The organism is Klebsiella sp. K-3, assembly GCF_051207495.1.
In the GTDB taxonomy this organism is placed as follows: Bacteria; Pseudomonadota; Gammaproteobacteria; order Enterobacterales; family Enterobacteriaceae; genus Klebsiella; species Klebsiella aerogenes.
In genome coordinates, this window is sequence record NZ_JBPNXF010000010.1 from 224,243 (window position 1) to 246,427 (window position 22,185).

Below are 22,185 nucleotides of genomic sequence, written 5' to 3' on the forward strand. Positions count from 1 at the left end.
ACTTAAAGAATCTGACTCAGATGTAGCTGGCCCATCAGCAGCGGGTTATCGCGGTAATCTACGGGGATGGCGACCACCGCCGGGCCGTCGACATCCATCGCCGCGCGTAGCGTTGGCTCCAGCGCATCAGCGCTTTCCACCGCAAACCCTTTCGCGCCGAAGGATTCGGCATAGGCTTTAAAATCCATTGGTCCGAACTCGACGCCGGACAGGCGTTGATATTTTTTCTCTTCCTGGATAGCGACCATGTTGTAGCCGTTATCGACCCAGATAAGATGCAGGATGTTGGCTTTCAGGCGGACCGCCGTTTCCAGCTCCATACTGGATTGCAGAAAACCGCCATCGCCGGAGACCGAGACCACTTTGCGCTGCGGATTGACCAGCCAGGCCCCGATGGCCCACGGCAGGGCGACGCCCATGGTCTGCTGACCGTTGGAGATCATCACCTGACGGGCTCGGAAGCTGTAGAGATAGCGGGCGATCCAAATATGAAAGCTCCCCATATCGACCGTCAGCGTGACGTCGCTATTCACGATATCCTGCATGGCGCGGACGATGCGCAGCGGGTGCAGAGCAAACTGATTCAACTGCGCCCCGCGGCGATCGAGCAGTTCGCGCTGATGCTGGCGGTCGTGGAGGATTTCAGCGGCCTGCGGCGAGAGCACCAGCCGATGATCGATATTTTGCGCCAGCTTATTCAGCGTGCCGGCGATATCGCCCACCAGCTCGACATCCGGCGTGTAGTTACGCTCTTCATAGGCGGGCAGTACGTCGATGTGTACCAGCGTCGCGTTGCCGCTGTTCCACATCGCCGGTTCGTATTCCACCGGGCTATAGCCGATGCAGATAACCAGGTCGGCCAGTTGCAATAAGCGGTCACCGGCCTGATTGTTAAACAACCCGACGCGTCCGGCGAAGCGCGAAAAGTTATCCTGATTGACCGCCCCGGCGGCCTGATAGGTGCTGGTGACCGGAATATGGCTGGTTTCCAGCAAACGATGCAGCGCGGCGCTGTTTTCCGTCTGGCTGGCCATCAATCCAAGCAGGAACACCGGATTCTTCGCCTGGGCAATCAACTTCGCGACCTGATTGATTGCCTCGTCAGGCGCGGCGCCCATCTGCGGCGCGCTGCTGGCGGGCAGCACTTTGCCGGTCGCCGGACCATCGACGACATCCTGCGGCAAGCTGACGAAGGCGCTGCCCGGGCGCCCCTGTTCGGCGGCGCGAAAGGCATTAGAAACCACTTCCGCCAGCGCATCCGGCGAGGTCACTTCCACGGCGTATTTGGTGACCGGGCTGAACATCGCCACCGTGTCCATACTCTGATGCACCTGTTTGGCTTTATCGGCGCGTTTGACCGCGCCGCCCAACGCCACCACCGGGTCGCCTTCGCTATTAGCGGTGGCCATGCCGGTTATCAGGTTGGAACAGCCCGGACCGGAGGTTACCAGCGCGACGCCCGCTTTGCCGGTAATACGCCCGACCGCGGCGGCCATAAAGGCGGCATTGGCCTCGTGGCGCACTGGAATAATGCGAATTGAGGAGTCCAGTAATGAGTCGAAAACCTTATCGATTTTAGCGCCGGGGATCCCGAAGACCTGGCGTACGCCTTGCGCTTCCAGTTGGCTGACGACCAGATCGGCGCCGTGCGCCCACTGGCGCAGCGGATACTGTTTGTCCATGTGAACCTCCTAACTTTCTACTGAACGGATGGCGGCATCGAGATTGTCGGGATGCAAATTGGCCTGCAGGAACGCGCTGTCGGCGGGAAGGTCGATCATCAGCTTATGAATTTCGCCGAAGGTCAACACCCCATGGTCGAGCTGGTAGTCCAGCAGGTGGCCGCCGCCCTGGCGGTCATCGGTGATAAAGTGCTCGTGATAGCCGGCGACGTTAATCCCCTGCATATGCTGCGGGGTACGAAAGCCGACCAGTACGCCGTCGCGCTGGTTAAAGCGGAAGATCGGCTGATCGTCGAGTACGTCGGTCATCGCCCGGTAGGGCGGCGTCTGACGCGGCACGGTGCGGGTATGGGCGTGGCGGAAATGACCATCGATTCGCAGCGCGCAGAACAGATTGTCGGAAGGGATTTGCTGGTCAATAACCTCATGCAGCTGCTGGCGGCTGACCGGATGGTCAAAGGTTTTACGGTACTGCGGCTGAAACCAGGTCATCACCGCAAACGGGGTTTTCTGTTCCGGACGCGCTTTACGCGCGCTGCCGTCGGCACGCAGTTGATAAACCTGGCTGCTAAACGCGATCAGCTCGCCGTCGAGTTCATTAAATGTGCCGAGGCCGAAATCGCCGTGCTTCAGCAGGTCCGCAATGGTGGTGGTACCTTCGTAGACGCCGCTGAGCAGGGCGCTCATCAGCGAAGTTTGATATAGCACGCTATCGGGATGCTGGGCGGAAAACGCGCGTAGCGTTTCACACAGACTCTCTTCGCAGGTGCAATCTGAAGCATGATTCATGAGCCACTTCCTCGTTCAACAAATATAAGAAAGGTTAAATAAAGGTTGACCCGATTCAGCTCACAGTTCCAATATAGAAACCATGCTGGTTTGAGACGTTTTCGATATGGAACTTCGTTATCTACGCTATTTTGTCGCCGTCGCCCGGACGCGGCACTTCACCCGGGCAGCGAAAGAACTGGGTATCTCACAGCCACCGTTAAGTCAGCAAATTCAGCGGCTTGAGCGTGAGGTTGGTACTCCGCTGTTGCGTCGGCTAACCCGCGGGGTGGAGCTGACCGAAGCCGGGGAGTCCTTTTATGAGGATGCCTGCCAAATCCTCGCGCTGAGCGATGCGGCGCTGGAAAAGACCAAGGGCATTGCTCGCGGAATGAACGGCAGCTTGTCATTAGGCATTACCAGTTCTGATGCTTTCCATCCGCAAATCTTCACCTTGCTGCACCGTTTTCAGCTCGATCACCCAGGCGTCGTCCTCCATCAACGGGAGGGCAACATGGCGAATTTGATGGCGGCGCTGAGCGAGGCGGAGATCGATATCGCCTTTGTCCGTTTGCCGTGTGAAAGCAGTAAGGCGTTTAACTTGCGTATCATTGATGAAGAGCCAATGGTCATTGCGCTCCCGCGCGATAATCCATTGTCAGCGGAACCGACGCTGGCGCTGGAACAGTTGCGGGACGTCGCGCCGATCCTCTTCCCGCGCGAAGTGGCGCCGGGCTTGTATGAGCTGGTGTTCAATAGCTGCCTGCGCGCCGGTATCGATATGAACCGCGCCAGGCAGTCGTCGCAGATTTCATCGTCGCTGAGTATGGTTAACGCCGGATTTGGTTTCGCGCTGGTGCCGCAGTCGATGACCTGCATCGCGCTGCCCAACATCAGCTATCAATCGATACAGGGGACGCCGGTCAAGACCGATATTGCCATCGCCTGGCGTCGCTTCGAGCGCTCGCGTACGGTGAAGCGATTTTTAGAGATGTTCTAATTCCCGGGACGCATAGCGCGACCCAACGGAGATACGCTGATCTTTTCTCCGTTGGGTTACCCGTTACTGCGCCACCCAGCCGCCATCCATATTCCACGCCGCGCCGCGCACCTGCGCGGCGGCGTCGCTGCATAAAAATAGCGCCATTTCACCCAGTTGCTGAGGCGTCACGAATTCTCCGGAAGGTTGTTTTTCGGCAAGCAGCTGCGCTCTGGCCTGCTCCGGGTCGGCCCCCTCAGCGATACGTTTATCGATCTGCTGCTGAACCAGCGGCGTCAGCACCCAGCCGGGGCAAATCGCGTTGCAGGTTATACCGGTACGCGCGGTCTCCAACGCCAGCGTTTTGCTAAAGCCAATCACCCCATGCTTGGCGGCAACGTAGGCGGATTTCTCTTTCGAGGCGACTAACCCATGCACGGAGGCAATATTAATAATCCGCCCCCAGTTGCGCTCGCGCATGCCCGGCAGCGCCAGCCGGCTGGTGTGGAAGACGCTGGACAGATTTATCGCCAGAATATCGTTCCATTTTTCCACCGCGAACTGCTCCACCGGCGCCACATGCTGGATCCCGGCGTTATTAATCACAATATCGACGCCGCCAAATTCGCTTTCGGCATAGCGCATCATCGCTTCAATTTGCCCGACGTCGCGCAGGTCGGCATCGTGATAGCCGGGAATTTTACCCAGCGCGGCAACCTCGGCTCGCGCGCTCGTGCTGTCGCCAAAACCATTCAACACCAACTGCGCGCCGGCCTGCGCCAGTACTTTGGCAATGCCTAAACCAATACCGCTGGTGGAGCCGGTGACCAGCGCTGTTTTACCGTTCAAATTCATTTCGTTACTCCTTAAATCAGGCATCAGACAATACCGGTTAAATAGAACACGGCAATGACAAACAGAACCGCGAGGCTTTTGATAAGCGTAATGGCGAAAATGCCGCCGTAAGCCTGGCGATGGCTTAAGCCGGTGATTGCCAGCAGCGTGATGACGGCGCCGTTATGCGGCAGGGTATCCATGCCGCCGCTGGCCATTGACGCGACGCGGTGCAGTACCTCAAGCGGGATATTGGCGGCGTGGGCGGCGGCCACGAAGGTATCGGACATTGCCGCCAGCGCGATGCTCATTCCGCCGGAGGCGGAGCCGGTGATCCCCGCCAGCACGGTCACGCTAATCGCCTCGTTTAACAGGGGATTGGGAATAGCGGTCAGAGCTTTCGACAACACCAGGAAACCCGGCAGGGCGGCAATCACCGCGCCGAAACCATATTCCGAGGCAGTATTCATCGCCGCGAGGATCGCGCCGCCGACCGCCGTACGGCTGCCTTCCGCCAGACGGCCGCGAATATTACGAAAACCGAACACCAGCACCACGACGATACCGGATAGCAGCGCGGCCTCGACGGCCCAGATAGCGGTGATTTTGCCGACCTCGGTGACGATGGGTTTGGCAAGCCCTGGCAGAGTTAGCTCGTGGCTGGCGCCGTACCATTGCGGGATCCAGCGGGTAAACAGCAGGTTCAGCACGCCGACCAGCAGCAGCGGGGCAATGGCGATCAGCGGATGCGGCAGATTGATGTTATCCGGCGTCTGCGGCTCGTTTTGCAGATCGGTACCGTAACCCTCGCCATTCGCGAGCGCTTTACGCCGCTGTCGTTCCAGCCACAGTAAACCGAAGGTGATGATAAACAGTGAACCTATCAACCCAAGCCAGGGGGCCGCCCAGGCGTTGGTGCCAAAAAAGCTGGTGGGGATAATGTTCTGGATCTGCGGGGTGCCCGGCAGGGCATCCATGGTGAATGAGAACGCGCCCAGCGCGACGGTTGCCGGGATCAGCCGCTTCGGGATACCGCTTTGGCGAAACAGTTCGGCGGCAAAGGGATAGACCGCAAAAGCCACCACGAACAGCGAAACGCCGCCGTAGGTCAGCAGGGCGCAGACCAGCACGATCACCGGGATCGCATGTCGCCGCCCGAGAATTTGAATCGCGGCGGCGACGATGGAGCGCGAGAAGCCCGATAGTTCAATCAGCTTGCCAAAGACGGCGCCGAGCAGAAATACCGGAAAATAGAGCTTCACGAATCCGACCATTTTTTCCATAAACAGGCCGGTAAAGGTCGGGCCTACCGCGCTCGGGTCGGTGAGCAGAACCGCGCCAAGCGCGGCGATAGGGGCAAACAGGATAACGCTGTATCCACGATACGCAGCCAGCATCAGTAATGCCAGCGCGGCCAGGGCGATCAACACACTCATTACGACTCCTCACTATCATTGTTATTGTCGGGGTACAAAACGAGAAGTTACGGTTTCAGGGCATAGCGCAGCTGATGTTCGCGGCGCGACTGTATTCGTTTCTGCCGGGTCTCATCCCAGCGATAAAAACCTTGCCCACTGCGGGAGCCGGTATCGCCTTGCGCGACTTTGTCGGCGACCAGCGACATCATGTCGCTGCCCGTGGCCAGTTCCGGCAGCAGGTGCTGGCAGATATCCTGAACCGTCGCCAGACCGGTCATATCCGCGGCTTCCAGCGGGCCGACCATCGCGTAACGGCGGCCGAGCGAGGCGCGCATCACTTTGTCGACCACTTCCGGCGAAGCGATGCCGCTCTTGACGATATGCAGCGCTTCGCGCCGCAGGGCGAACTGTAGTCGGTTGCCGACAAACCCCGGCGCGGCGCGGTTGAGTACCACCGCTTCCAGCGCGCAGGAGGATAAAAAGTCGCTGACCTGGTTGGCGAGATGCGCCACGGTAGCGCTACCCGGCACCACTTCCACCAGCGGGATAAAATGCGGCGGATGCCAGAAGTGGGCGATTAACAAGCGCTCCGGATGCCGCATACCCTGCGCCAGCCGATCCGGCGGTAGTCCGCTGGTGTTGCTGGCGATGATGGCTTCGTCGGCGATCAGCGTTTCCAGTTCGCGGTATAAGGCGTGCTTGAGCGCCAGACGTTCCGGAATCGCTTCGATCAGCAAGGTCGCGTCAGCAAGATCGCCTAATGTCGTGGTGCCGGAGAGGAGCGAGAGCACCGACGCACGCTGAGCGGCGTCAAACTGCCCGCACTCTTCGAGCTCGCGCAAAATGGCGGCGGCGACGCTCTCGATCTCGCTAATGCGCGCCGGGTCGGTGTCGTAGAGGCGTACGGCGTGGCCGTGGCGGGCAAAATGGCAGGCGATGCCGACGCCCATCAGGCCAGCGCCCAGTACCGCCAGTTGTGGTGTAAACATAGTGGCTCCTGTTAACGTTCTATGGTCATCGCGATACCCTGACCACCGCCGACGCAAAGCGTCGCCAGGCCTTTGCTGACATCGCGGCGCTGCATTTCGTGCAGCAGACTAACCAGAATGCGACATCCTGAGGCGCCAATCGGGTGGCCGAGCGCGATAGCGCCGCCGTTGACGTTGACTTTCTGGCTGTCCCACTCAAGCAATTTGCCAACCGCCAGCGCCTGCACGGCAAAGGCCTCGTTGGCTTCGATGAGATCCACCTCATTCAGCGACCAGCCGGCACGCTGCAGCGCCTTCCGGCAAGCGTTTACCGGGCCGATACCCATCACGGACGGATCGACGCCGGCCACCGCAGAGCTGACAATCCGCGCCAGCACCGGCAAGCCAAGCTGCCGCGCTTTATCGACGCTCATCAATACCACTGCCGCCGCGCCATCGTTGAGCGAAGAGGCATTGCCCGCGGTGACGCTGCCATCTTCCGTGCGGAAGGCCGGGCGTAACTGCGCGAGCTGTTGTTCGCTGGTTTCCGGGCGCGGCTGTTCGTCTGCGTCCACCATGCGCGGCGCTTTTTTACCCTGAGGGACGCTAAGCGGCACTATCTCAGCCTGAAAGCGCCCGGCGGCTATCGCGGCGGCGGCTTTGCGCTGCGAAAGGGCGGCGAAGGCATCCTGCTGGGGGCGGGAGATGTCAAAGGCGTCGGCGAGATTCTCGGCGGTGATGCCCATGTGATAGTCGTTAAACGCATCCCATAATCCGTCCTGAATCATACTGTCCTGCATACTGGCATGGCCGAAGCGCAGGCCATCGCGCGCCCCCTGAACCAGATACGGAGCATTGCTCATGCTCTCCTGGCCGCCGGCTATCACTATCTCCGCCTCGCCGCTGCGAATGGCTTGTACTGCCTGTTGCACGGCTTTCAGCCCGGAACCGCAAACCAGATTGATGGTAACGGCCGGAGTTTCAACCGGTAGCCCGGCGCGCAGCGCGGTTTGTCGCGCTGGATTCTGTCCGCAGCCGGCAGTTAATACCTGGCCAAAAATCAGTTCGTCAACGGCGCTGGCCGGTAGCTGTGTGCGTTCAAGCAAACCACGCACTACGGCGGCGCCAAGCTCGACGGCGGAAAGGGAAGATAAGGCGCCGCGAAAACTGCCGATTGGCGTACGTAGCGCGCAGACGATAGCGACTTCTTTCATATTGTCTCCTTAGTTGAAGCGCATTTCGCGGACGTCATCGGCAATGACCAGCCGTCCAGCCGTTTTATGGGCAATTTCGTCAATGCTGACGCCGGGGGCGTATTCGCGTAGAACAAAGGCGCCGTCGCTAATTTCCAGCAGCGCGAGATCGGTCAGTACCCGGCGAATACAGCCCGCGCCGGTGAGCGGCAGGGTGCACTGCGCCAGCAGCTTGGATTCGCCGTTTTTCGAGGCGTGAGTCATCACCACGATGATGTTTTGCGCGCCCGCCACCAGATCCATGGCGCCGCCCATGCCTTTCACCATTTTTCCTGGGATCATCCACGAGGCGATATTACCCGCGACATCGACTTCAAAAGCGCCAAGGACCGTGAGATCGACGTGGCCGCCGCGGATCATGGCGAAGGACTGGGCTGAGTCAAAGATAGCCGCCCCGATTTGTGCGGTAACGGTCTGCTTACCGGCGTTAATCATGTCGGCATCAAGCGTTGACTCATCGGGAAATTCGCCCATCCCCAACAGGCCGTTTTCCGACTGCAGCATCACTTCAATACCGGCGGGAATATAGTTTGCGACCAGCGTGGGAATGCCGATACCGAGATTGACATAATCGCCGTCGCGCAGTTCCTGGGCGACGCGCATCGCCATTTGTTCGCGAGTTAACATGTTCAGTTCCCTCCGGCGCGCAGCGTGCGCTGTTCAATACGTTTTTCGAATTGCCCGACGATCAGCCGGTCGACATAAATACCGGGCGTGTGGATGGCGGAAGGGGGGAGTTCGCCCGGCGCGACGATTTCTTCGACTTCCACTACCGTGATGCGTCCGGCGGTGGCCATCAACGGGTTAAAATTCTGCGCGGTATGGCGGTAGACCACGTTGCCGTACCAGTCGGCTTTCCAGCCCTTCACAAGGGCGAAATCGCCGCGAATGGCTTCTTCGAGAATGTAATTTTTACCGTCGAATTGACGCACTTCTTTGCCTTCCGCCACCGGCGTGCCGTAACCGGTCGCGGTATAGAATCCGGGGATCCCGGCGCCGCCGGCGCGAATTTTCTCGGCAAGCGTCCCTTGCGGGGTCAGTTCCACCGCCAGTTCGCCGCTCAGTACCAGGTGTTCAAAGAGGGCGTTTTCGCCAACGTAAGAGGCCACGACTTTGCGTACCTGGCGCGTTTCCAGCAGCATGCCGAGACCAAAGCCATCAACGCCGCAGTTATTAGAGACGACCGTCAGCCCCTGTACCTGGCGGCGTTTGACCTCGGCGATTAAGTTTTCCGGGATGCCGCACAGGCCGAAGCCGCCGGCCAGTAACGTCATACCATCGGTTAATCCGTCCAACGCCGCTTCATAGCTGGCGACGCGCTTATCCAGTCCTGCCATCATTTTTCTCCTGCCTTGCGATGGCTCTATCATTAAAGGTGCGAACTGATTTGATAATTTTGAATTTGTGACCCACTCATTTGGTTTTTTTATTAATTTATCGTTAACTAAATTCTTTCAATTAGTTAACAGGCAGAAAAATGAGAATGAGTGTCAAACAGTTACGCGCGTTTCTAGCGGTAGCTCACACTCTTAATTTCGCCCACGCCAGCGAGCGCCTGAACCTGTCGCAGCCGGCGCTGAGTTTGACCATTAAGGGGCTGGAAGAGGCGCTTGGCGGAGCATTGCTGCAACGCAGCACCCGCAAAGTGACCTTAACCCAGGAGGGAGAGACCTTTTTGCCGATGGCCCGCCAGCTGCTGGCGGACTGGGATAATGCCGAAGAGGCGATGCGGCAAAGTTTCACCCTGCAACGGGGAAAGATCTCCGTTGCCGCCATGCCGTCGTTTGCCGCTAACGTGCTGCCGGAAGTGCTTAAAGCCTTTCGTGACCGCTATGCGGGAGTCAACGTCACGGTGCATGACGTGATTAATGAGCAGGTCATTGAGATGGTGCGCGAAGGCCGGGTGGAGATGGGGATCGCGTTTGAGCCATCGCCCGGCAACAATCTGTTGTTTACGCCGCTGGCGGTGGATCGCTTTGTGGCGATCGTGCCAAAAACGTCGCCTTTGGCGAGCAAAAAGCAGTTGAGCTGGCGTGAACTACTGACGCTGGATTTTATTACCCTGCAGCGGCCGTCGGCGGTGCGTTTGATGTTGGAAGAAGAGCTGGCGCGTAGCGGCAGCCAGTTAGACGTGGCGCTGGAAAGTCATCAGTTGGTCACCGTCGGGCGGATGGTCGCCAGCGGTCTGGGCGGCAGCGCAGTGCCCGCGTTATGCCAGTCGCAGATGCAGTCGCTGGGAGCGGTTTGTCTACCATTAAGCGATCCGCCGATTGAAAAGTGTATTGGCGTTATTCACGCCGGACATATGCAGTTGTCGAAAGCGGCGCAGGCGCTGCTGGAAACGCTGAAGGGTTTTTTGCCTGCTTAGGTCGTTTACAGATAAAAAAACCGGCCTCTTCAGCCGGTTTAATCATCAGATTTTGCAGGCATCGCCGCAATCATCATCGGCAACAATCGCCTGTGCTTTTTTGTCCGCTTCATCCAGGCGTTCAGCGTTACGTTCTTCCGCTTCTTCCAGGCCGCTAAACACCAGGTTGTCGAGATCAATTTCCATGAGTTACCCACTTTGCTACTGTTTTGACTGTCGGCAGAGTATAGGTCAAAACGATGGAGGGTGGCACCCCACGGCCGGAGCTATCGCACAGAGCGTTAATCGTCAGCTTGTTTCAGATAGCGGAGCGGCGGAGCATGAGTTAATAACCGCTATTATTTATAGTTGACATTATTTGTTTATTATAATGAGAGCATAAAAGGATAATTTTCAGATTGTTTCTTAAATGAAATGACAACGAACCAGTAAATAACCATTGACCCGTTTCAGATATGGTAATATGGCCGCGATTATGGATGAGTCTATGGATCTTGATCAATGGTATCGATAACAGCATCTGCCATCAAAGAATGGCGGAGAAATAATAAAGTCATTTGTCACGTTAAACTTAAATATAAAAAGGTGTTGCGTAAATGCCGCGAAATACCTTTAACAGGAGGTAAGTACAAGGAATATCAACGGCTTTGCCAGACATTCAGCTGTGCAAAATTGACCAGTGCGACGCCTGGACTGGTACATTTTGAAGATAAGCCTTTCAAGGCTTATTTAAATAAGCGAATGTCGAAAAGAGCTAAACTGAATATTGCCCATGGCGCTTTGAATTTTATTGAAAAAAGCTTTCAGGCGGAAATATTACCGCAGTTGTATAATGTGTCAGCGTTCGGTTGTTCGATGATTGCCATCCCGCTGAAGAATGGAACCAGCCTGGAAGTGAAACTTCTGGCCTCGCCGTTCCAGGAAGAGGGGGAACTGATGCTGCAGATGTTCTTTGAAAATAAACGCGTGTATAGCGTATGTTTTTCCTGTACGGATCAGGGCAGCGCGTGGATTGGCGGTATTCAGGGCGGTAAAGACATTAGCAACGACGAAGTGAAAGCGTTGACCAAAGAGCTCTATGGCACGCGGCCAAAAAACCTGATTATCACTTTGCTGTACGGGTTCTTGCGCCACTTTAATATCCGCGAGATCTACGCCATCGACAGCGACTACCATGTGAAGAGCGACAAGGTGAAAGCCAGTTACTCAGAGTTGTGGTTAGAAATCGGCGGCGAGAAGCAGCGGCGCGGTTGGTACAAATTACCTGCGCAAGAGATTAAAAAAAGTCTTGAAGAGGTGAAAAGTAAACATCGCAGCCAGTTCATTAAACGTGAAAATTTAAAAGAGCAGGCGCAGTTGGAGCTGATCGCTGCATTACGGCAGATTAGCGTCGGTGAAAACACCACCCAACCATAATACTGGATTGCCGATTCGCCGGGGGCGGCGGGTCGGCAAGCCATGATTGATGCCAGCTCCTTCCTTGCGTCTGCGTCTAACACTGCTCACCTTTACAACCTGCTCATCTATCAAATCCAGTTTATAAATTAAAAGATTTTAAACATTTTATGCGGTTAAATTTTACATAAAATTTACATGTCCATATACTTTCTTACGTTCTTCGCCCTGGTTTGGGGCGTCCAACCAACAGGTTAACTGCGCTGTACGGCATCGCTTATCGATCGGCGCTTTAAAATAAATGCTTTGGTTATATCGACATATGTCGAATGGGATGAAATATGGACGAACAAAAAGGTCATGGTCGAAGGATCTTCTTCACCATATACCGATTGCTTTTTGTGTTACTGAGTTTTGGCATTGGGATTTTCTTAACTATCTGGGGGGGCAAGCTGCTCTCGCTCGGCGGCAGCGCCTGGTATCTGTTAGCCGGTCTCGCTTATCTCATCATCGCCGTCGGTTACTTCACTCGTAGTCAATACGCGCTTCCTCTTGCTGTTCTTACCTTTCTGTTAACGCTGGCCTGGGCGCTGTATGAAGTGCAGTTCAGCTACTGGGGCTTGATCCCTCGTCTGGTGGTTCCTGCGCTGATGCTGATGTTGGCTCTGTGGCTGGCGGCGGCGATGCCGGTGGCTCGCGTGCGTCTGGCGAACTGGAGCGCCACGGTTATCTTTATTGCGCTGCTGGCGACGCTGGTTTCGGCGTTCTACCCGCACGGCGGCATCAATAATGGCGTCGTGAAAGCGGCGAGCGGCGATAGCGCGACCCAGGCGGCAAAAAGCGATAACTGGGAGTTCTTCGGCCGCGATGCCTCCGGCACCCGTTTTGCGCCGTATACCGATATTACCCCGGAAAACGTACATAAGCTGAAAGTCGCCTGGACCTACCACACAGGCCGCCGCCTGACCGGCCCGGCCATCGGCGTTGACGAAAATACGCCGCTGCAAATTGGCGATACGCTGTATTCCTGTACGCCGCTCAACGTGGTGACCGCCATTGATGCCGATACCGGTAAGGCGCGCTGGCGCTTTGACCCGCACGCGCAGACGGCGGAACATGTGACCTGCCGCGGCGTGGGTTACTATGATGTGCAGAGCGACGATACGCTCAGCGCGGAAGAAAAAGCGAGCCCGGCGCTGCAACAGTGTCCGCAGCGGATCATGGTATCGACCGTGGATGCGCGCCTGCTGGCGCTGAATGCAAAAACCGGCGAACTGTGCGATGACTTCGGCGACCACGGCAGCGTGGATCTGAAGCAGGGCATGGGCGACACCGAAAACAGCAAACGCTACCATCCGACTTCAACGCCGGTGATCATGGGGCACATTGCGGTGCTGGGCGGCTGGGTACGCGATATCGTACACGGCGAGCCATCCGGGGTCGTACGCGCATTTGACGTACGCGATGGTAAAGTCGTCTGGGCCTGGGATGTCGGCAAGCCGGAGAATATCACCGACCCGGAAAAAGGCCGCGTTTATACCCTCGAAACGCCGAACGTGTGGACCATTCCCGGCTTCGATAAAGAGCTGAATCTGGTTTATCTGCCGACCGGTAACGGGCCGCCGGACTACTGGGGCGGCGATCGGAATGAAGCGAAAGAGAAATATGGCTCCGCGGTGGTAGCGGTGGATGCCAGTACCGGTAAAACAAAATGGGTCTTCCAGACCGTTCACCACGATATCTGGGATTATGACCTGCCATCGCAGCCGGTACTGTTCCACATGAAAAACGAGCAGGGCGAGGACGTCCCGGTGCTGATCCAGACCACCAAAACCGGACAGATATATGTGCTCGACCGCCGCACCGGCAAACCGGTGACCCGCGTCGAAGAGCTGCCGGTCGCTCATCAGGGGGCGGAGGGCGAACATCTGTCTGCCACCCAGCCGTTCTCCACCGGCATGCCGCAGTTAGGCGTCGAGCCGCTGAGCGAAAAATCAATGTGGGGCGTGACGCCGTTCGACCAACTGATGTGCCGTATCGATTTTAAAGAGTCGACCTACCTTGGCATGTATACGCCGCCGTCGGAGAAACCGTATATCGAGTGGCCAAGCCTGCTCGGCGGCATGAACTGGGGCGGCATCACCATCGATGAACGTACCGGTACGCTGTTCGTCAACGATATGCGTATGCCGTTGCGGATGTCGCTGGTGCGCAAGGAAGAGATGGCGAAATACAAAGTCTCCATCGACGAAGTCCCTGGCTTTATGGGCACCGTTCGCCCGCAAGTTGCCGGGCCTTACGGCGGCGTGCGTATCGATATCCTGCAGTCCGCGCTGGGCGTGCCGTGTAATACCCCGCCGTTTGGTACCATGAGCGCCATTGACCTGAACAGCCGTCAGCTCCTGTGGCAGGTGCCGATGGGCTCGGTAGAAGATACCGGGCCGCTGGGGATGAAAACCCATCTGCATATCCCGCTGGGAATGCCGACGTTGGGTGGCCCAACTTCCACCGCCTCGGGCCTGGTATTCTTCGCCGGTACCCAGGATAACTATCTGCGGGCGCTGGATTCCGCCAGCGGTAAAGAGCTGTGGCGCGCTCGCTTGCCGGTTGGCGCGGTAGCGGCGCCGTTGGTCTACAAATCGCCGAAAACCGGCAAAGAGTACGTGCTGATTTCCGCCGGCGGCGCCAGCCACTCGCCGGACGTCGGTGACGATATCATCGCCTACGCGCTGGAGGAATAACCTCCCTACACGAAACAGGTCCCGGAAACGGGACCTGTTACTGGCTGACAGCCCGCGCGTTGCAGGGGTCAATCCTGGACTTTTACTATCTGAACATCGCTCTGCGCAATACGCTGCCCTGCGGCATTGACGTAGGCCAGAGACACCGGCGCACCGCTGGTTTTATCAACTAACTGGATGTGCGGCGACGTATGCAGGAGTTGCTGATGTCCCCATTCCATCAGGGCAAAAAGGACCGGCGCCAGGCTGCGGCTCTTTTCGGTGAGCGTATATTCATAACGCTCGCGCGCACCTGCTTCGCGATAGGGGAGCTTGCGGAGTAGCCCCACATCAACCATCAATTTTAAACGCTGAGTTAACGTCTGTTTGCTCATTCCAGTATGAGCGCGAATCGTTTCGAAACGCGTCACGCCGTAAAACGCCTCTCTTAAAATCAATAAAATCCATTGATCGCCAACAATTTTAGCGCTCTCCGCCAGTCCGCAAAGTTCCGCAGGCAGATAGGGGGATGAATTATCTTTTGACATGATATAGGTTACCTCCTAACCTGAGTTTGAAATATAGACTCAGTTAATCAGGAGAATACTGTGCCTTTTGTTAATGTGCAAACGATTAAAGGGATCATGACCGCAGAGCAGAAGAATGAACTACTGCGTCGCATGACTGACCTCATGGTGGAAATTGAAGGCCGGGGCGATCCGCAATTCCGCCAGTCCGTCTGGGTCCGCATTGATGAACACGAGCCGGAACAGTGGAGCCTCGGAGGAATACAGCCAACGTCAGAGATGATAGCGGCAAAATTTGCCGCTAAACGATGATTTTATTGCCGTTATTGTTATGCGATAACCACGCGTGATTCAGCCTCAATTTCATGACAGGCGACCTTGTGCCCCGGCGCGATTTCGCGAAGACGCGGCGGCTCGCGACGGCAACGGTCGTTTGCCAACGGGCAGCGAGACGAAAAACGGCAGCCTGCAGGCGGTCGGGAAGGGTCGGGAATTTCCCCCTGAACGACCGCCTGCGGTTCGCTTTCGGGATCGAGTGTGGGTACCGCGGCCAGCAGCGCCTGGGTATAGGGATGAAGAGGGCGGCTAAACAGCGCATCGCGGCTGGCGGTTTCCACCAGTTGACCGAGATACATCACCGCCACGTCGTCGCACAAATGCTCTACAACTCCAAGGTCATGGGAGATGAATAGAAAGGTGACCCCACGCTCGTCGCGCAGGTCGGCAAACAGATTGATAATCTGCGCCTGAATCGACACATCGAGTGCGGAAATGGGTTCATCGGCGACGATAAAGTCCGGATTGAGGATAAGCGCGCGGGCGATGCCGATGCGCTGCCGCTGACCGCCGGAAAACTCATGCGGAAAACGGTGGTAATGCTGAGGCGCCAGCCCGCATATCTTCATCACCGCAATGACTTTCTCATAGAGTTCAGCGCGCGTGCACAGTTTATGCTGCAACATCGCTTCGCCAATCGCCTCGCCAACGCGGATGCGTGGGTTTAGCGAGCTATAGGGATCCTGAAACACCAGCTGAATTTTTGGCCGTAGGGCCTGTATTGCGGCCGCTGGCAGTTCGGATAACTCCTGACCGCGGAATTTAATGCTGCCGGCGGTTTTGTCATACAGGCCAAGCAAGGTACGGCCAACGGTCGTTTTGCCGCTACCGGATTCTCCGACGAGACCGAAAATCGTTCCCGGACGGATATTAAAACTGACGTCATCAACCGCGCGCAGTTCACCTGTCTGTTGGCCGAACAGGCCGTCGCGCAGCGGGAAATACTTTTTCAAACCATTAACTTCAATGATATAGGGCTGATTCATGCCACCGACTCCGCGAATTCACTATAAAAACAGGCCGCCTGGTGAGAAGACCCCAAAAGAGGTGGTGTGTCCTGACGGCAGCGCGCGGTTGCCTGTTGGCAGCGGTCGGCAAACGCGCAGCCTGCAGGCAGTTGCGCGAGATCCGGCACCTGGCCGGGAATGGAGTACAGCCGCCGGCGCCGCGCGCCAGGCACTGGGCGAGAGGCGATAAGCCCGCGGGTATAGGGATGCTGGGGCTGGCGCAGTACCTCGGCGGTGGTTCCCTGTTCGACGATCCGCCCGGCATACATCACCACTACCCGTTCGGCCATCTGTGCGATCACTCCCAGATCGTGGGTGATCAGCAGCATCGCCATCTGGCTTTCGCGCGCGCGGTCGCGCAGCAGGCGCAGGATCTGCGCCTGTACGGTGACATCCAGCGCGGTCGTCGGTTCATCTGCTATTAATAATTGTGGCCCGCAGCTCAACGCCATGGCGATCATCACCCGTTGCAGCATACCGCCGGAAAGCTGGTGCGGATAGTTAGCCATCAGGCTTTCGCTGCGTGCCAGCCCCACCTCGTTTAACAGCCGTATTGCGCGCTGCCAGGCGGCTTTCGGCGAGTCGCCGCGATGGCGGATGAGCGGCTCGCAGAGCTGTTCGCCTATGGTCAGTACCGGGTTGAGCGCCGACATCGGCTCCTGGAAGATCATCGCCAACTGGTTACCGCGCAGATCGGCCATTTGACGGGCTTTCAGCTTGAGCAGATCGCGTTCTTCGAAAAGGATCTCGCCGCCGTCAATACGCGCGGCATGTGGAGGCAGCAGGCCCATTAGCGACATCGCGGTCACGCTTTTGCCGCAGCCGGATTCACCGACGATACCTACCGTTTGCCCGGCCTGAATCGAGAAAGAGATCTCCTGTACCGCGCGTACCCGGCTACCTTCAGCAGCAAAAGAGACAGAAAGTTGCTTAAAAGAAATTAATGGTGCGCTCATTTCAGCCTCTGTTTCATTTTCGGGTCCATCGCGTCGCGCAGGCCGTCGCCCAGTACATTAATGGCAATCACGGTAATAAAGATGGCAATACCCGGAGGCATCCACAGCCACGGTCGCCGCTGAAAATCAATCAAGCTGTTAGCGGCATCCATCATATTGCCCCACGATGGCGTCGGCGGTACTACGCCGAGACCGAGATAGCTCAGCGCCGATTCGCTCAGAATGGCGTTAGCGACCGCCATTGTCGCCATTACCACCAGAATCGGGATGGTATTGGGCAGCAGGTGACCGAACAGCCGGCGACGCGCTGATAACCCCAGTACCTGCGTCGCCAGCATAAAATCGCGTTCGCGTAGCGACAGGCACTGCCCGCGCACCAGCCGCGCCAGCTTCGGCCACTCCAGCAGGCTGAGCATAATCACCACCATCCAGATGCGGGAATCCGGCGAAAAATCGAGCTCGGAGAGCATCGCGCCTGCAACGATTAACAACGGTAGGCCGGGTATCGTCATCACCAGGTCGGCCAGACGCATAATCAGTTTATCGGTGACACCGCCGACATAGCCCGATAGCGCTCCCAGTAGATAGCCAAGGGTAACCGACAGCAGCATAGTCAGCAGGCCGATTATCAGTGAAATGCGCCCGGCCAGCAGCAAACGCGTATAGATATCACGGCCAAGAAAATCGGTACCTAACCAGTGTTCGGCGCCTGGCGGCTTGTTGATCATCAGCGCATCGGTGGCGTCATCTTTCCATGGCGACCATAACGGCCCGAGTACGCACCACAGGGCCATCACCACAAGCAGGATTAAACACAGCATCGCCATCCGGTTGCGGCGTAGCTGGCGCCAGGCCTGATACCATGGAGAGGGCGTTATTTGCGCAAGCGCGGGGATTGTCGCCTGGCGCAGGCGGCGACGGTGACCAAATAGGGAAGTTATCATCATTATCTCACTCGAATGCGCGGATCGGCCCACGCGTAGAGCACATCGGCCAGTAAATTACCGATGATCGTCAGTACCGCCAGAAATAGGGTAAACCCCATCAGTACCGGATAATCGCGGGCGGCCAGCGAATCGATATGAATGTGCCCGGCACCCGGCCAGTTAAATACTTTCTCGGTAATGATGGCGCCAGAGAACAATCCCGGCAGTTCGAAGCCAAGCAGGGTGATGACCGGCAGTAACGCATTGCGTAGCGCGTGTTTCATAATAACCGTGCGTTCTCGCAGCCCTTTAGCACGGGCGGTACGAATGAAATCCATCTTCACCACGTCAAGCATGCTGGCGCGAAAATAGCGCGTCAGGCTGCCGGCCTGCAGCATTACCAGCGCCAGTACCGGCAGTACCAGATGAGCGGCGACCTGCAGCACGTACTGCCAGCCGCTATCGTCGCTACCGGTATTGGTCATCCCGCCTACCGGCAGCCAGTGCAGGTCGACGGCAAACCACTTAATCAGCAGCAGGCAGAGGAAAAAGGTGGGAAAGGACATGGCGGCAAACACCGCGATACTCACCAGATGATCGAACCATGAATTAGGTCTGAGCGCGGAGACCACGCCAACCGTCAGGCCGATACCCCAGTAGAAGACCAGCGCCACGCTTGCCAGCAGGAAGGAGTTCCAGATGTACTGGTTCAGTAACTGGCTGACCGGGATCTGGTATTGCAGCGAGAAGCCTAAATCCCCTCGCAGCAGTTGCCCCAGCCAGTGAAGGTAGCGGGTGAAAAGCGGTTGGTCGAGGCCGTATATCGCCTTCAGTTCGGCGGCGCGGGCGGCCGTCAGGGTGATGTTGCCATCGATAAAATCGCCGGGGGTTTTAGCAAAGAGCATAAAAATGATAAAGGAGGCCAGCAGCAGCATCGGCAGCGTTTGCAATATGCGCCTCAGGATGAAATTTTTCATAACATTCTCACATCAGCCGCCGGGTGGCCGGCGGCTGGGGGATTTACTTCACGATTTTCACGTCCGGCAAACTGCCGGTGAGGCCGTTATAGATATCCGGCTTAAAGCCGGTCACCCGGGCGCTGCTGGCGGAAAGAATTTCCCGGTATCCAAGCAGGATAACCGGCGGATCCTCGGCCAGCACCTGGTACAGCTGGTGATAGATAGGCTTGCGTTGTTCGACATCCAGCACCGCGTTGCCCGCATTGATAAGCTTATCGACTTCAGCATTGTGGTAGCCCGACTCTTTGGCTTCGCTGCTGTAGAAGTCCCACACGCCGTCATGTGGATCGTTAAGAGTGCTGGTGCTAAACGACGCCAGATCGTAATTACCCGCTTTGCGCTGCGCCATCAGCGCGTTGAAATCAACCACCTGCGGTTTCAGCAACACGCCGATCTGCCGCCAGTTCTCTTTGGCAATCGGGATCAGCGCATCGTTAATGACTTTTTTGCTCGCAAGCAAGGTCAATTCCAGCCGTTTTCCGTCTTTCACGCGGATGCCATCGGCGCCAGGCAGCCAGCCCGCTTCATCGAGCAGTTTTTTCGCCTGCGCCGGATCGTAATGGTAGGGGTTGACGCCTTGCGCGTTGAAGGCCCAGGAGATAGGCGCGATCGGTTCAATGGCTACCTTGCCGTATCCCTGATACACCACGTCGATTAACTTCTGCCGGTCAAGCCCGTAAATCAGCGCCTGACGCACTTTTTTATCCTGCAGCGCCGGGCGATGGACGTTGAACTCCACCTGGCTGTAGTCGCTGGAACCGTAGAGGTTAATATTGGCAAAACCGAGCATCTTAAGCTGCTCAATATCATCCGGGCGCGAGGTGAAGGCGTCGTAGTCGGTTTCGCCGGTCTGGAATAACTGGAAATTGGTAGACGGATTGGTCACGCGATAGATAAAGCGCGGCGTGGGCGGCGTACCGCGGTAAAAATGCGTGTTGGCGTGGAAGCGAATCTCCTGACCGGGAATATATTTATCGTAGACATAAGGGCCGTTACCGAGCGGTTTTCCGTGCAGAGAACGCAGATAATCCAGATTTCCGCGTTGATACCCTTTACCGTACCAGGCTTTCGATAATACCGGACCGCCGATTTTCGCCAGCGTTGTCGCGCCCGGCTGGGTGGTAGTAACCTGCAGGGTCAGCGGATCGATAACTTTCAGGCCGCTCACGCTATCGGCTTTACCGGCTTTATATTCCGCGCCGCCGGCGATATTAGCCAGAGTAATATCGGTGTCGCCGTCATATTTCGGGTCGAGCAGAACGGTCAGCGTAAAGGCGACATCTTCCGCGGTGAGCGGCGATCCGTCGCTGAAGGTCAGGTTAGGGCGCAATTTGATGGTATAAACTTTGTTATCCGCGCTCACCGTCCAGCTCTCAGCTAGCCCCGGCACCAGCTTACCCTGACTGTCCCAGTCAATCAGGCGCGAGAAAATAACGTTGGTGACGTTCTCATCCCAGCCGTTGACGAAGAAGTAAGGGTTAAAGATCCCCTGCGGTTCGGAAATGCCGGCCACCACCGTGTCTTTACGCAGTTTGGCGCTGGCCGGGATCTGGCTGGCATCGGTTGCGGGAGTGATCCCTTCTTTGAGAATATCGTCGGCGTTGGCGACAGAAGAAAATGCCACCATGCTACCGAGTAGCGCCACTTTCAACGCCAGCGCGAAGCGCGTTTGTCTGGTTTTTAATCCTTGCCGTAATCTGGACAAAAGTGCTACCTCATCAAATGATTGCGTTGTTATTTACAATTCATGACGAAGATAAGAGGCGCGTTGAATACTGTCTAACAACGAAACGCTATGGTTTATAGCCATTTCGCATTAGCAAAAAACCGGCAATATAATGCCGGTTTTCGGGGAAGTCATAGTGGATTGTTCTTTATGCCGCGGCAGCTACTCGCGGGCCTCAACCGGCAGCCACAGGGCCTGCGGGTTAGCGAAATAATATTCGACTTCGGCATAAAAACGGCTGGCGTGCAGGCCATCCACAAAAGCGTGATTAAATCGGCCGGCAACCGGAATGATGCCATTTTTCAGTTTTCCCCACGTCAGGGCGGGCACCGCCGCGCCAACGTAGTATTCCGCATGGGTCATGGCGCTAAAGTGCAGCCACGGTAGGCAACTGGCGCAAAAGAAATTTTCTTCTTCCACAATAAGCGGTGAGGGATTGGTGCTTCTTGCGGCCTCAATGCGCGGCGTCGCGGCGGCGCTAAACGCGGGGAAATTAGCGGCGTTATCGCACCATACCTGGCGAAAACCTTCGCTGGCGGTCATGATCGGCGTCATCACCGAGATGGCGTCATATTCGATGATATCGTCGTTGCGCAGGCGCTGTTTCAACTGCGGTACGGCGTTGGCCGCGCGCAACAGGCCGAATAATGCCAGTTGGAAGAAGGAGACGCCCCGGTCCTTCGCGCAGGTGTACAACTGTTGCGCTTCTACCGGTACGCACAGATTGAAGCTGGGATTGGCAAAGGTACGGTAGAACGTAAAATGATCCAGGCGAGGCCAGCTCGCTTTATCAATGACGCGATAATGTGCCACGGTCGACTCCTTCATGTGGATTTGCCTTACTATGCGACGATTTCCACCAGGTTTCCATCAGGGTCTTTAATAACCGCCTCATAATAGCCATCGCCGGTAGTGCGCGGGGCAGAGACTAAAATGCCCGCCATTTCAGCGCGTTTGGCTAACGCATTAACCTGATCGACGCCGCCGACGGCGATCGCCAGATGCGCCCACCCCGTATGGTTGTTATCGCGGGGCGAGTCCTGTAAGCCGGGTTTGCTCATTAACTCAATTGCCACGTCAGAGCCAATTTTTACAAAGTAGGATTCAAAACCAGGATTGGTTTTACTGCGGTACTTTTCGTTGATTTCGCCAGCAAAAAACTCCACCCAAAAGCGTGCTTGCTGCTCAAGATGACGGGTCCAGAGGGCGATATGGGCAACTTTCATGGTTTACCTCGTAAAGGGTCGGGTTGACAGCATGCGCATGAGTGAATGATTATGCTCTTTGCTGCTCGTTATGTTTA

At 56.8% G+C, this 22,185-nt stretch carries 22 protein-coding genes; 5 read left to right on the top strand and 17 right to left on the bottom strand.

What is annotated here, in order from left to right:
• Positions 1–2: 2 nt before the first annotated feature.
• Complete coding sequence (gene alsS, locus ACSEMK_RS18250) at positions 3–1,682, bottom strand: acetolactate synthase AlsS (protein WP_047046546.1); 1,680 nt, start codon at positions 1,680–1,682, stop codon at positions 3–5.
• Between the two features lie 9 nt (positions 1,683–1,691).
• Positions 1,692–2,471: an acetolactate decarboxylase gene (budA, locus tag ACSEMK_RS18255; RefSeq protein ID WP_435336616.1), complete on the bottom strand. Its 780-nt coding sequence runs from the start codon at positions 2,469–2,471 to the stop codon at positions 1,692–1,694.
• A 106-nt stretch (positions 2,472–2,577) separates the two neighbouring features.
• Between budA and ACSEMK_RS18260 the strand changes: the two genes are divergently transcribed.
• Complete coding sequence (locus tag ACSEMK_RS18260; RefSeq protein ID WP_430915231.1) at positions 2,578–3,450, top strand: LysR family transcriptional regulator; 873 nt, start codon at positions 2,578–2,580, stop codon at positions 3,448–3,450.
• A gap of 63 nt (positions 3,451–3,513) precedes the next feature.
• Here ACSEMK_RS18260 and ACSEMK_RS18265 read toward each other — a convergent pair whose 3' ends face one another.
• The 6 genes from ACSEMK_RS18265 to ACSEMK_RS18290 are packed head-to-tail and all read right to left on the bottom strand — an operon-like array spanning position 3,514 to position 9,239.
• Positions 3,514–4,284 (bottom strand): 3-hydroxybutyrate dehydrogenase, encoded by a 771-nt coding sequence (locus ACSEMK_RS18265; RefSeq protein WP_032707870.1) that lies wholly within the window; start codon positions 4,282–4,284, stop codon positions 3,514–3,516.
• Between the two features lie 23 nt (positions 4,285–4,307).
• The gene (locus ACSEMK_RS18270) at positions 4,308–5,699 is read right to left on the bottom strand and encodes a GntP family permease (protein ID WP_049047440.1); all 1,392 of its coding nucleotides are present in this window, start codon (positions 5,697–5,699) and stop codon (positions 4,308–4,310) included.
• Between the two features lie 47 nt (positions 5,700–5,746).
• Positions 5,747–6,670 (bottom strand): 3-hydroxyacyl-CoA dehydrogenase family protein, encoded by a 924-nt coding sequence (locus ACSEMK_RS18275; RefSeq protein WP_435336617.1) that lies wholly within the window; start codon positions 6,668–6,670, stop codon positions 5,747–5,749.
• Between the two features lie 11 nt (positions 6,671–6,681).
• Positions 6,682–7,863 carry an acetyl-CoA C-acetyltransferase gene (locus ACSEMK_RS18280; RefSeq protein WP_430915229.1) on the bottom strand — a complete coding sequence of 394 codons (1,182 nt, stop codon included), beginning with the start codon at positions 7,861–7,863 and terminating at the stop codon, positions 6,682–6,684.
• Between the two features lie 9 nt (positions 7,864–7,872).
• Complete coding sequence (locus ACSEMK_RS18285) at positions 7,873–8,529, bottom strand: CoA transferase subunit B (RefSeq protein WP_087857861.1); 657 nt, start codon at positions 8,527–8,529, stop codon at positions 7,873–7,875.
• Between the two features lie 2 nt (positions 8,530–8,531).
• Positions 8,532–9,239 carry a CoA transferase subunit A gene (locus tag ACSEMK_RS18290; protein WP_087857860.1) on the bottom strand — a complete coding sequence of 236 codons (708 nt, stop codon included), beginning with the start codon at positions 9,237–9,239 and terminating at the stop codon, positions 8,532–8,534.
• A gap of 140 nt (positions 9,240–9,379) precedes the next feature.
• On the opposite strand from ACSEMK_RS18290, the gene ACSEMK_RS18295 reads away from it, so the two are divergent.
• The gene (locus tag ACSEMK_RS18295; RefSeq protein ID WP_020079025.1) at positions 9,380–10,270 is read left to right on the top strand and encodes a LysR family transcriptional regulator; all 891 of its coding nucleotides are present in this window, start codon (positions 9,380–9,382) and stop codon (positions 10,268–10,270) included.
• Positions 10,271–10,315: 45 nt separating this feature from the next.
• Here the strand turns inward: ACSEMK_RS18295 and ACSEMK_RS18300 are convergent, their stop codons facing one another.
• Positions 10,316–10,456, bottom strand: coding sequence for a hypothetical protein (locus ACSEMK_RS18300; protein ID WP_015705194.1), 141 nt, complete (start codon positions 10,454–10,456; stop codon positions 10,316–10,318).
• 315 nt (positions 10,457–10,771) lie between these two features.
• On the opposite strand from ACSEMK_RS18300, the gene ACSEMK_RS18305 reads away from it, so the two are divergent.
• Positions 10,772–11,686, top strand: coding sequence for a DUF535 family protein (locus ACSEMK_RS18305; RefSeq protein WP_087857858.1), 915 nt, complete (start codon positions 10,772–10,774; stop codon positions 11,684–11,686).
• A 320-nt stretch (positions 11,687–12,006) separates the two neighbouring features.
• On the top strand, positions 12,007–14,406 hold the full coding sequence (locus ACSEMK_RS18310) for a membrane-bound PQQ-dependent dehydrogenase, glucose/quinate/shikimate family (RefSeq protein ID WP_430915228.1): 2,400 nt from the start codon (positions 12,007–12,009) through the stop codon (positions 14,404–14,406).
• A gap of 68 nt (positions 14,407–14,474) precedes the next feature.
• On the opposite strand, the gene ACSEMK_RS18315 is transcribed toward ACSEMK_RS18310, so the two are convergent.
• The gene (locus ACSEMK_RS18315) at positions 14,475–14,933 is read right to left on the bottom strand and encodes a winged helix-turn-helix transcriptional regulator (RefSeq protein WP_047046525.1); all 459 of its coding nucleotides are present in this window, start codon (positions 14,931–14,933) and stop codon (positions 14,475–14,477) included.
• A gap of 60 nt (positions 14,934–14,993) precedes the next feature.
• Between ACSEMK_RS18315 and ACSEMK_RS18320 the strand changes: the two genes are divergently transcribed.
• Positions 14,994–15,224: a tautomerase family protein gene (locus tag ACSEMK_RS18320; protein WP_213793714.1), complete on the top strand. Its 231-nt coding sequence runs from the start codon at positions 14,994–14,996 to the stop codon at positions 15,222–15,224.
• Positions 15,225–15,241: 17 nt separating this feature from the next.
• On the opposite strand, the gene ACSEMK_RS18325 is transcribed toward ACSEMK_RS18320, so the two are convergent.
• From ACSEMK_RS18325 to ACSEMK_RS18355, 7 genes are all read right to left on the bottom strand, one after another.
• Complete coding sequence (locus tag ACSEMK_RS18325) at positions 15,242–16,234, bottom strand: ABC transporter ATP-binding protein (RefSeq protein ID WP_113375028.1); 993 nt, start codon at positions 16,232–16,234, stop codon at positions 15,242–15,244.
• Entirely contained in the window at positions 16,231–17,211 is a 981-nt protein-coding gene (locus tag ACSEMK_RS18330) for an ABC transporter ATP-binding protein (protein WP_113375029.1), read from the bottom strand. The genes ACSEMK_RS18325 and ACSEMK_RS18330 overlap by 4 nt, the downstream gene beginning before the upstream one ends.
• On the bottom strand, positions 17,208–18,155 hold the full coding sequence (gene opp4C, locus ACSEMK_RS18335; protein WP_430915292.1) for an oligopeptide ABC transporter permease: 948 nt from the start codon (positions 18,153–18,155) through the stop codon (positions 17,208–17,210). Before opp4C ends, ACSEMK_RS18330 begins: the two co-directional genes overlap by 4 nt.
• A gap of 2 nt (positions 18,156–18,157) precedes the next feature.
• Positions 18,158–19,114, bottom strand: coding sequence for an ABC transporter permease (locus ACSEMK_RS18340; protein WP_049035081.1), 957 nt, complete (start codon positions 19,112–19,114; stop codon positions 18,158–18,160).
• A 43-nt stretch (positions 19,115–19,157) separates the two neighbouring features.
• Positions 19,158–20,861 carry an ABC transporter substrate-binding protein gene (locus ACSEMK_RS18345; RefSeq protein ID WP_308958422.1) on the bottom strand — a complete coding sequence of 568 codons (1,704 nt, stop codon included), beginning with the start codon at positions 20,859–20,861 and terminating at the stop codon, positions 19,158–19,160.
• Positions 20,862–21,044: 183 nt separating this feature from the next.
• Entirely contained in the window at positions 21,045–21,695 is a 651-nt protein-coding gene (locus tag ACSEMK_RS18350) for a CatA-like O-acetyltransferase, family 1 (RefSeq protein ID WP_430915227.1), read from the bottom strand.
• A 29-nt stretch (positions 21,696–21,724) separates the two neighbouring features.
• Positions 21,725–22,108: a VOC family protein gene (locus tag ACSEMK_RS18355; RefSeq protein ID WP_113375034.1), complete on the bottom strand. Its 384-nt coding sequence runs from the start codon at positions 22,106–22,108 to the stop codon at positions 21,725–21,727.
• Positions 22,109–22,185: the final 77 nt, after the last annotated feature.

Bases quoted from the DNA above. Each gene is read 5' to 3' on its own strand.
- ACSEMK_RS18285 (WP_087857861.1), bottom strand. From the start codon at position 8,529: ATGTTAACTCGCGAACAAATGGCGATGCGCGTCGCCCAGGAACTGCGC.
- ACSEMK_RS18290 (WP_087857860.1), bottom strand. From the start codon at position 9,239: ATGGCAGGACTGGATAAGCGCGTCGCCAGCTATGAAGCGGCGTTGGAC.
- ACSEMK_RS18305 (WP_087857858.1), top strand. From the start codon at position 10,772: ATGGTATCGATAACAGCATCTGCCATCAAAGAATGGCGGAGAAATAAT.
- opp4C (WP_430915292.1), bottom strand. From the start codon at position 18,155: ATGATAACTTCCCTATTTGGTCACCGTCGCCGCCTGCGCCAGGCGACA.
- ACSEMK_RS18295 (WP_020079025.1), top strand. From the start codon at position 9,380: ATGAGAATGAGTGTCAAACAGTTACGCGCGTTTCTAGCGGTAGCTCAC.
- ACSEMK_RS18275 (WP_435336617.1), bottom strand. From the start codon at position 6,670: ATGTTTACACCACAACTGGCGGTACTGGGCGCTGGCCTGATGGGCGTC.
- ACSEMK_RS18280 (WP_430915229.1), bottom strand. From the start codon at position 7,863: ATGAAAGAAGTCGCTATCGTCTGCGCGCTACGTACGCCAATCGGCAGT.
- ACSEMK_RS18330 (WP_113375029.1), bottom strand. From the start codon at position 17,211: ATGAGCGCACCATTAATTTCTTTTAAGCAACTTTCTGTCTCTTTTGCT.
- budA (WP_435336616.1), bottom strand. From the start codon at position 2,471: ATGAATCATGCTTCAGATTGCACCTGCGAAGAGAGTCTGTGTGAAACG.
- alsS (WP_047046546.1), bottom strand. From the start codon at position 1,682: ATGGACAAACAGTATCCGCTGCGCCAGTGGGCGCACGGCGCCGATCTG.
- ACSEMK_RS18315 (WP_047046525.1), bottom strand. From the start codon at position 14,933: ATGTCAAAAGATAATTCATCCCCCTATCTGCCTGCGGAACTTTGCGGA.
- ACSEMK_RS18310 (WP_430915228.1), top strand. From the start codon at position 12,007: ATGGACGAACAAAAAGGTCATGGTCGAAGGATCTTCTTCACCATATAC.
- ACSEMK_RS18355 (WP_113375034.1), bottom strand. From the start codon at position 22,108: ATGAAAGTTGCCCATATCGCCCTCTGGACCCGTCATCTTGAGCAGCAA.
- ACSEMK_RS18340 (WP_049035081.1), bottom strand. From the start codon at position 19,114: ATGAAAAATTTCATCCTGAGGCGCATATTGCAAACGCTGCCGATGCTG.
- ACSEMK_RS18270 (WP_049047440.1), bottom strand. From the start codon at position 5,699: ATGAGTGTGTTGATCGCCCTGGCCGCGCTGGCATTACTGATGCTGGCT.
- ACSEMK_RS18260 (WP_430915231.1), top strand. From the start codon at position 2,578: ATGGAACTTCGTTATCTACGCTATTTTGTCGCCGTCGCCCGGACGCGG.
- ACSEMK_RS18265 (WP_032707870.1), bottom strand. From the start codon at position 4,284: ATGAATTTGAACGGTAAAACAGCGCTGGTCACCGGCTCCACCAGCGGT.
- ACSEMK_RS18325 (WP_113375028.1), bottom strand. From the start codon at position 16,234: ATGAATCAGCCCTATATCATTGAAGTTAATGGTTTGAAAAAGTATTTC.
- ACSEMK_RS18300 (WP_015705194.1), bottom strand. From the start codon at position 10,456: ATGGAAATTGATCTCGACAACCTGGTGTTTAGCGGCCTGGAAGAAGCG.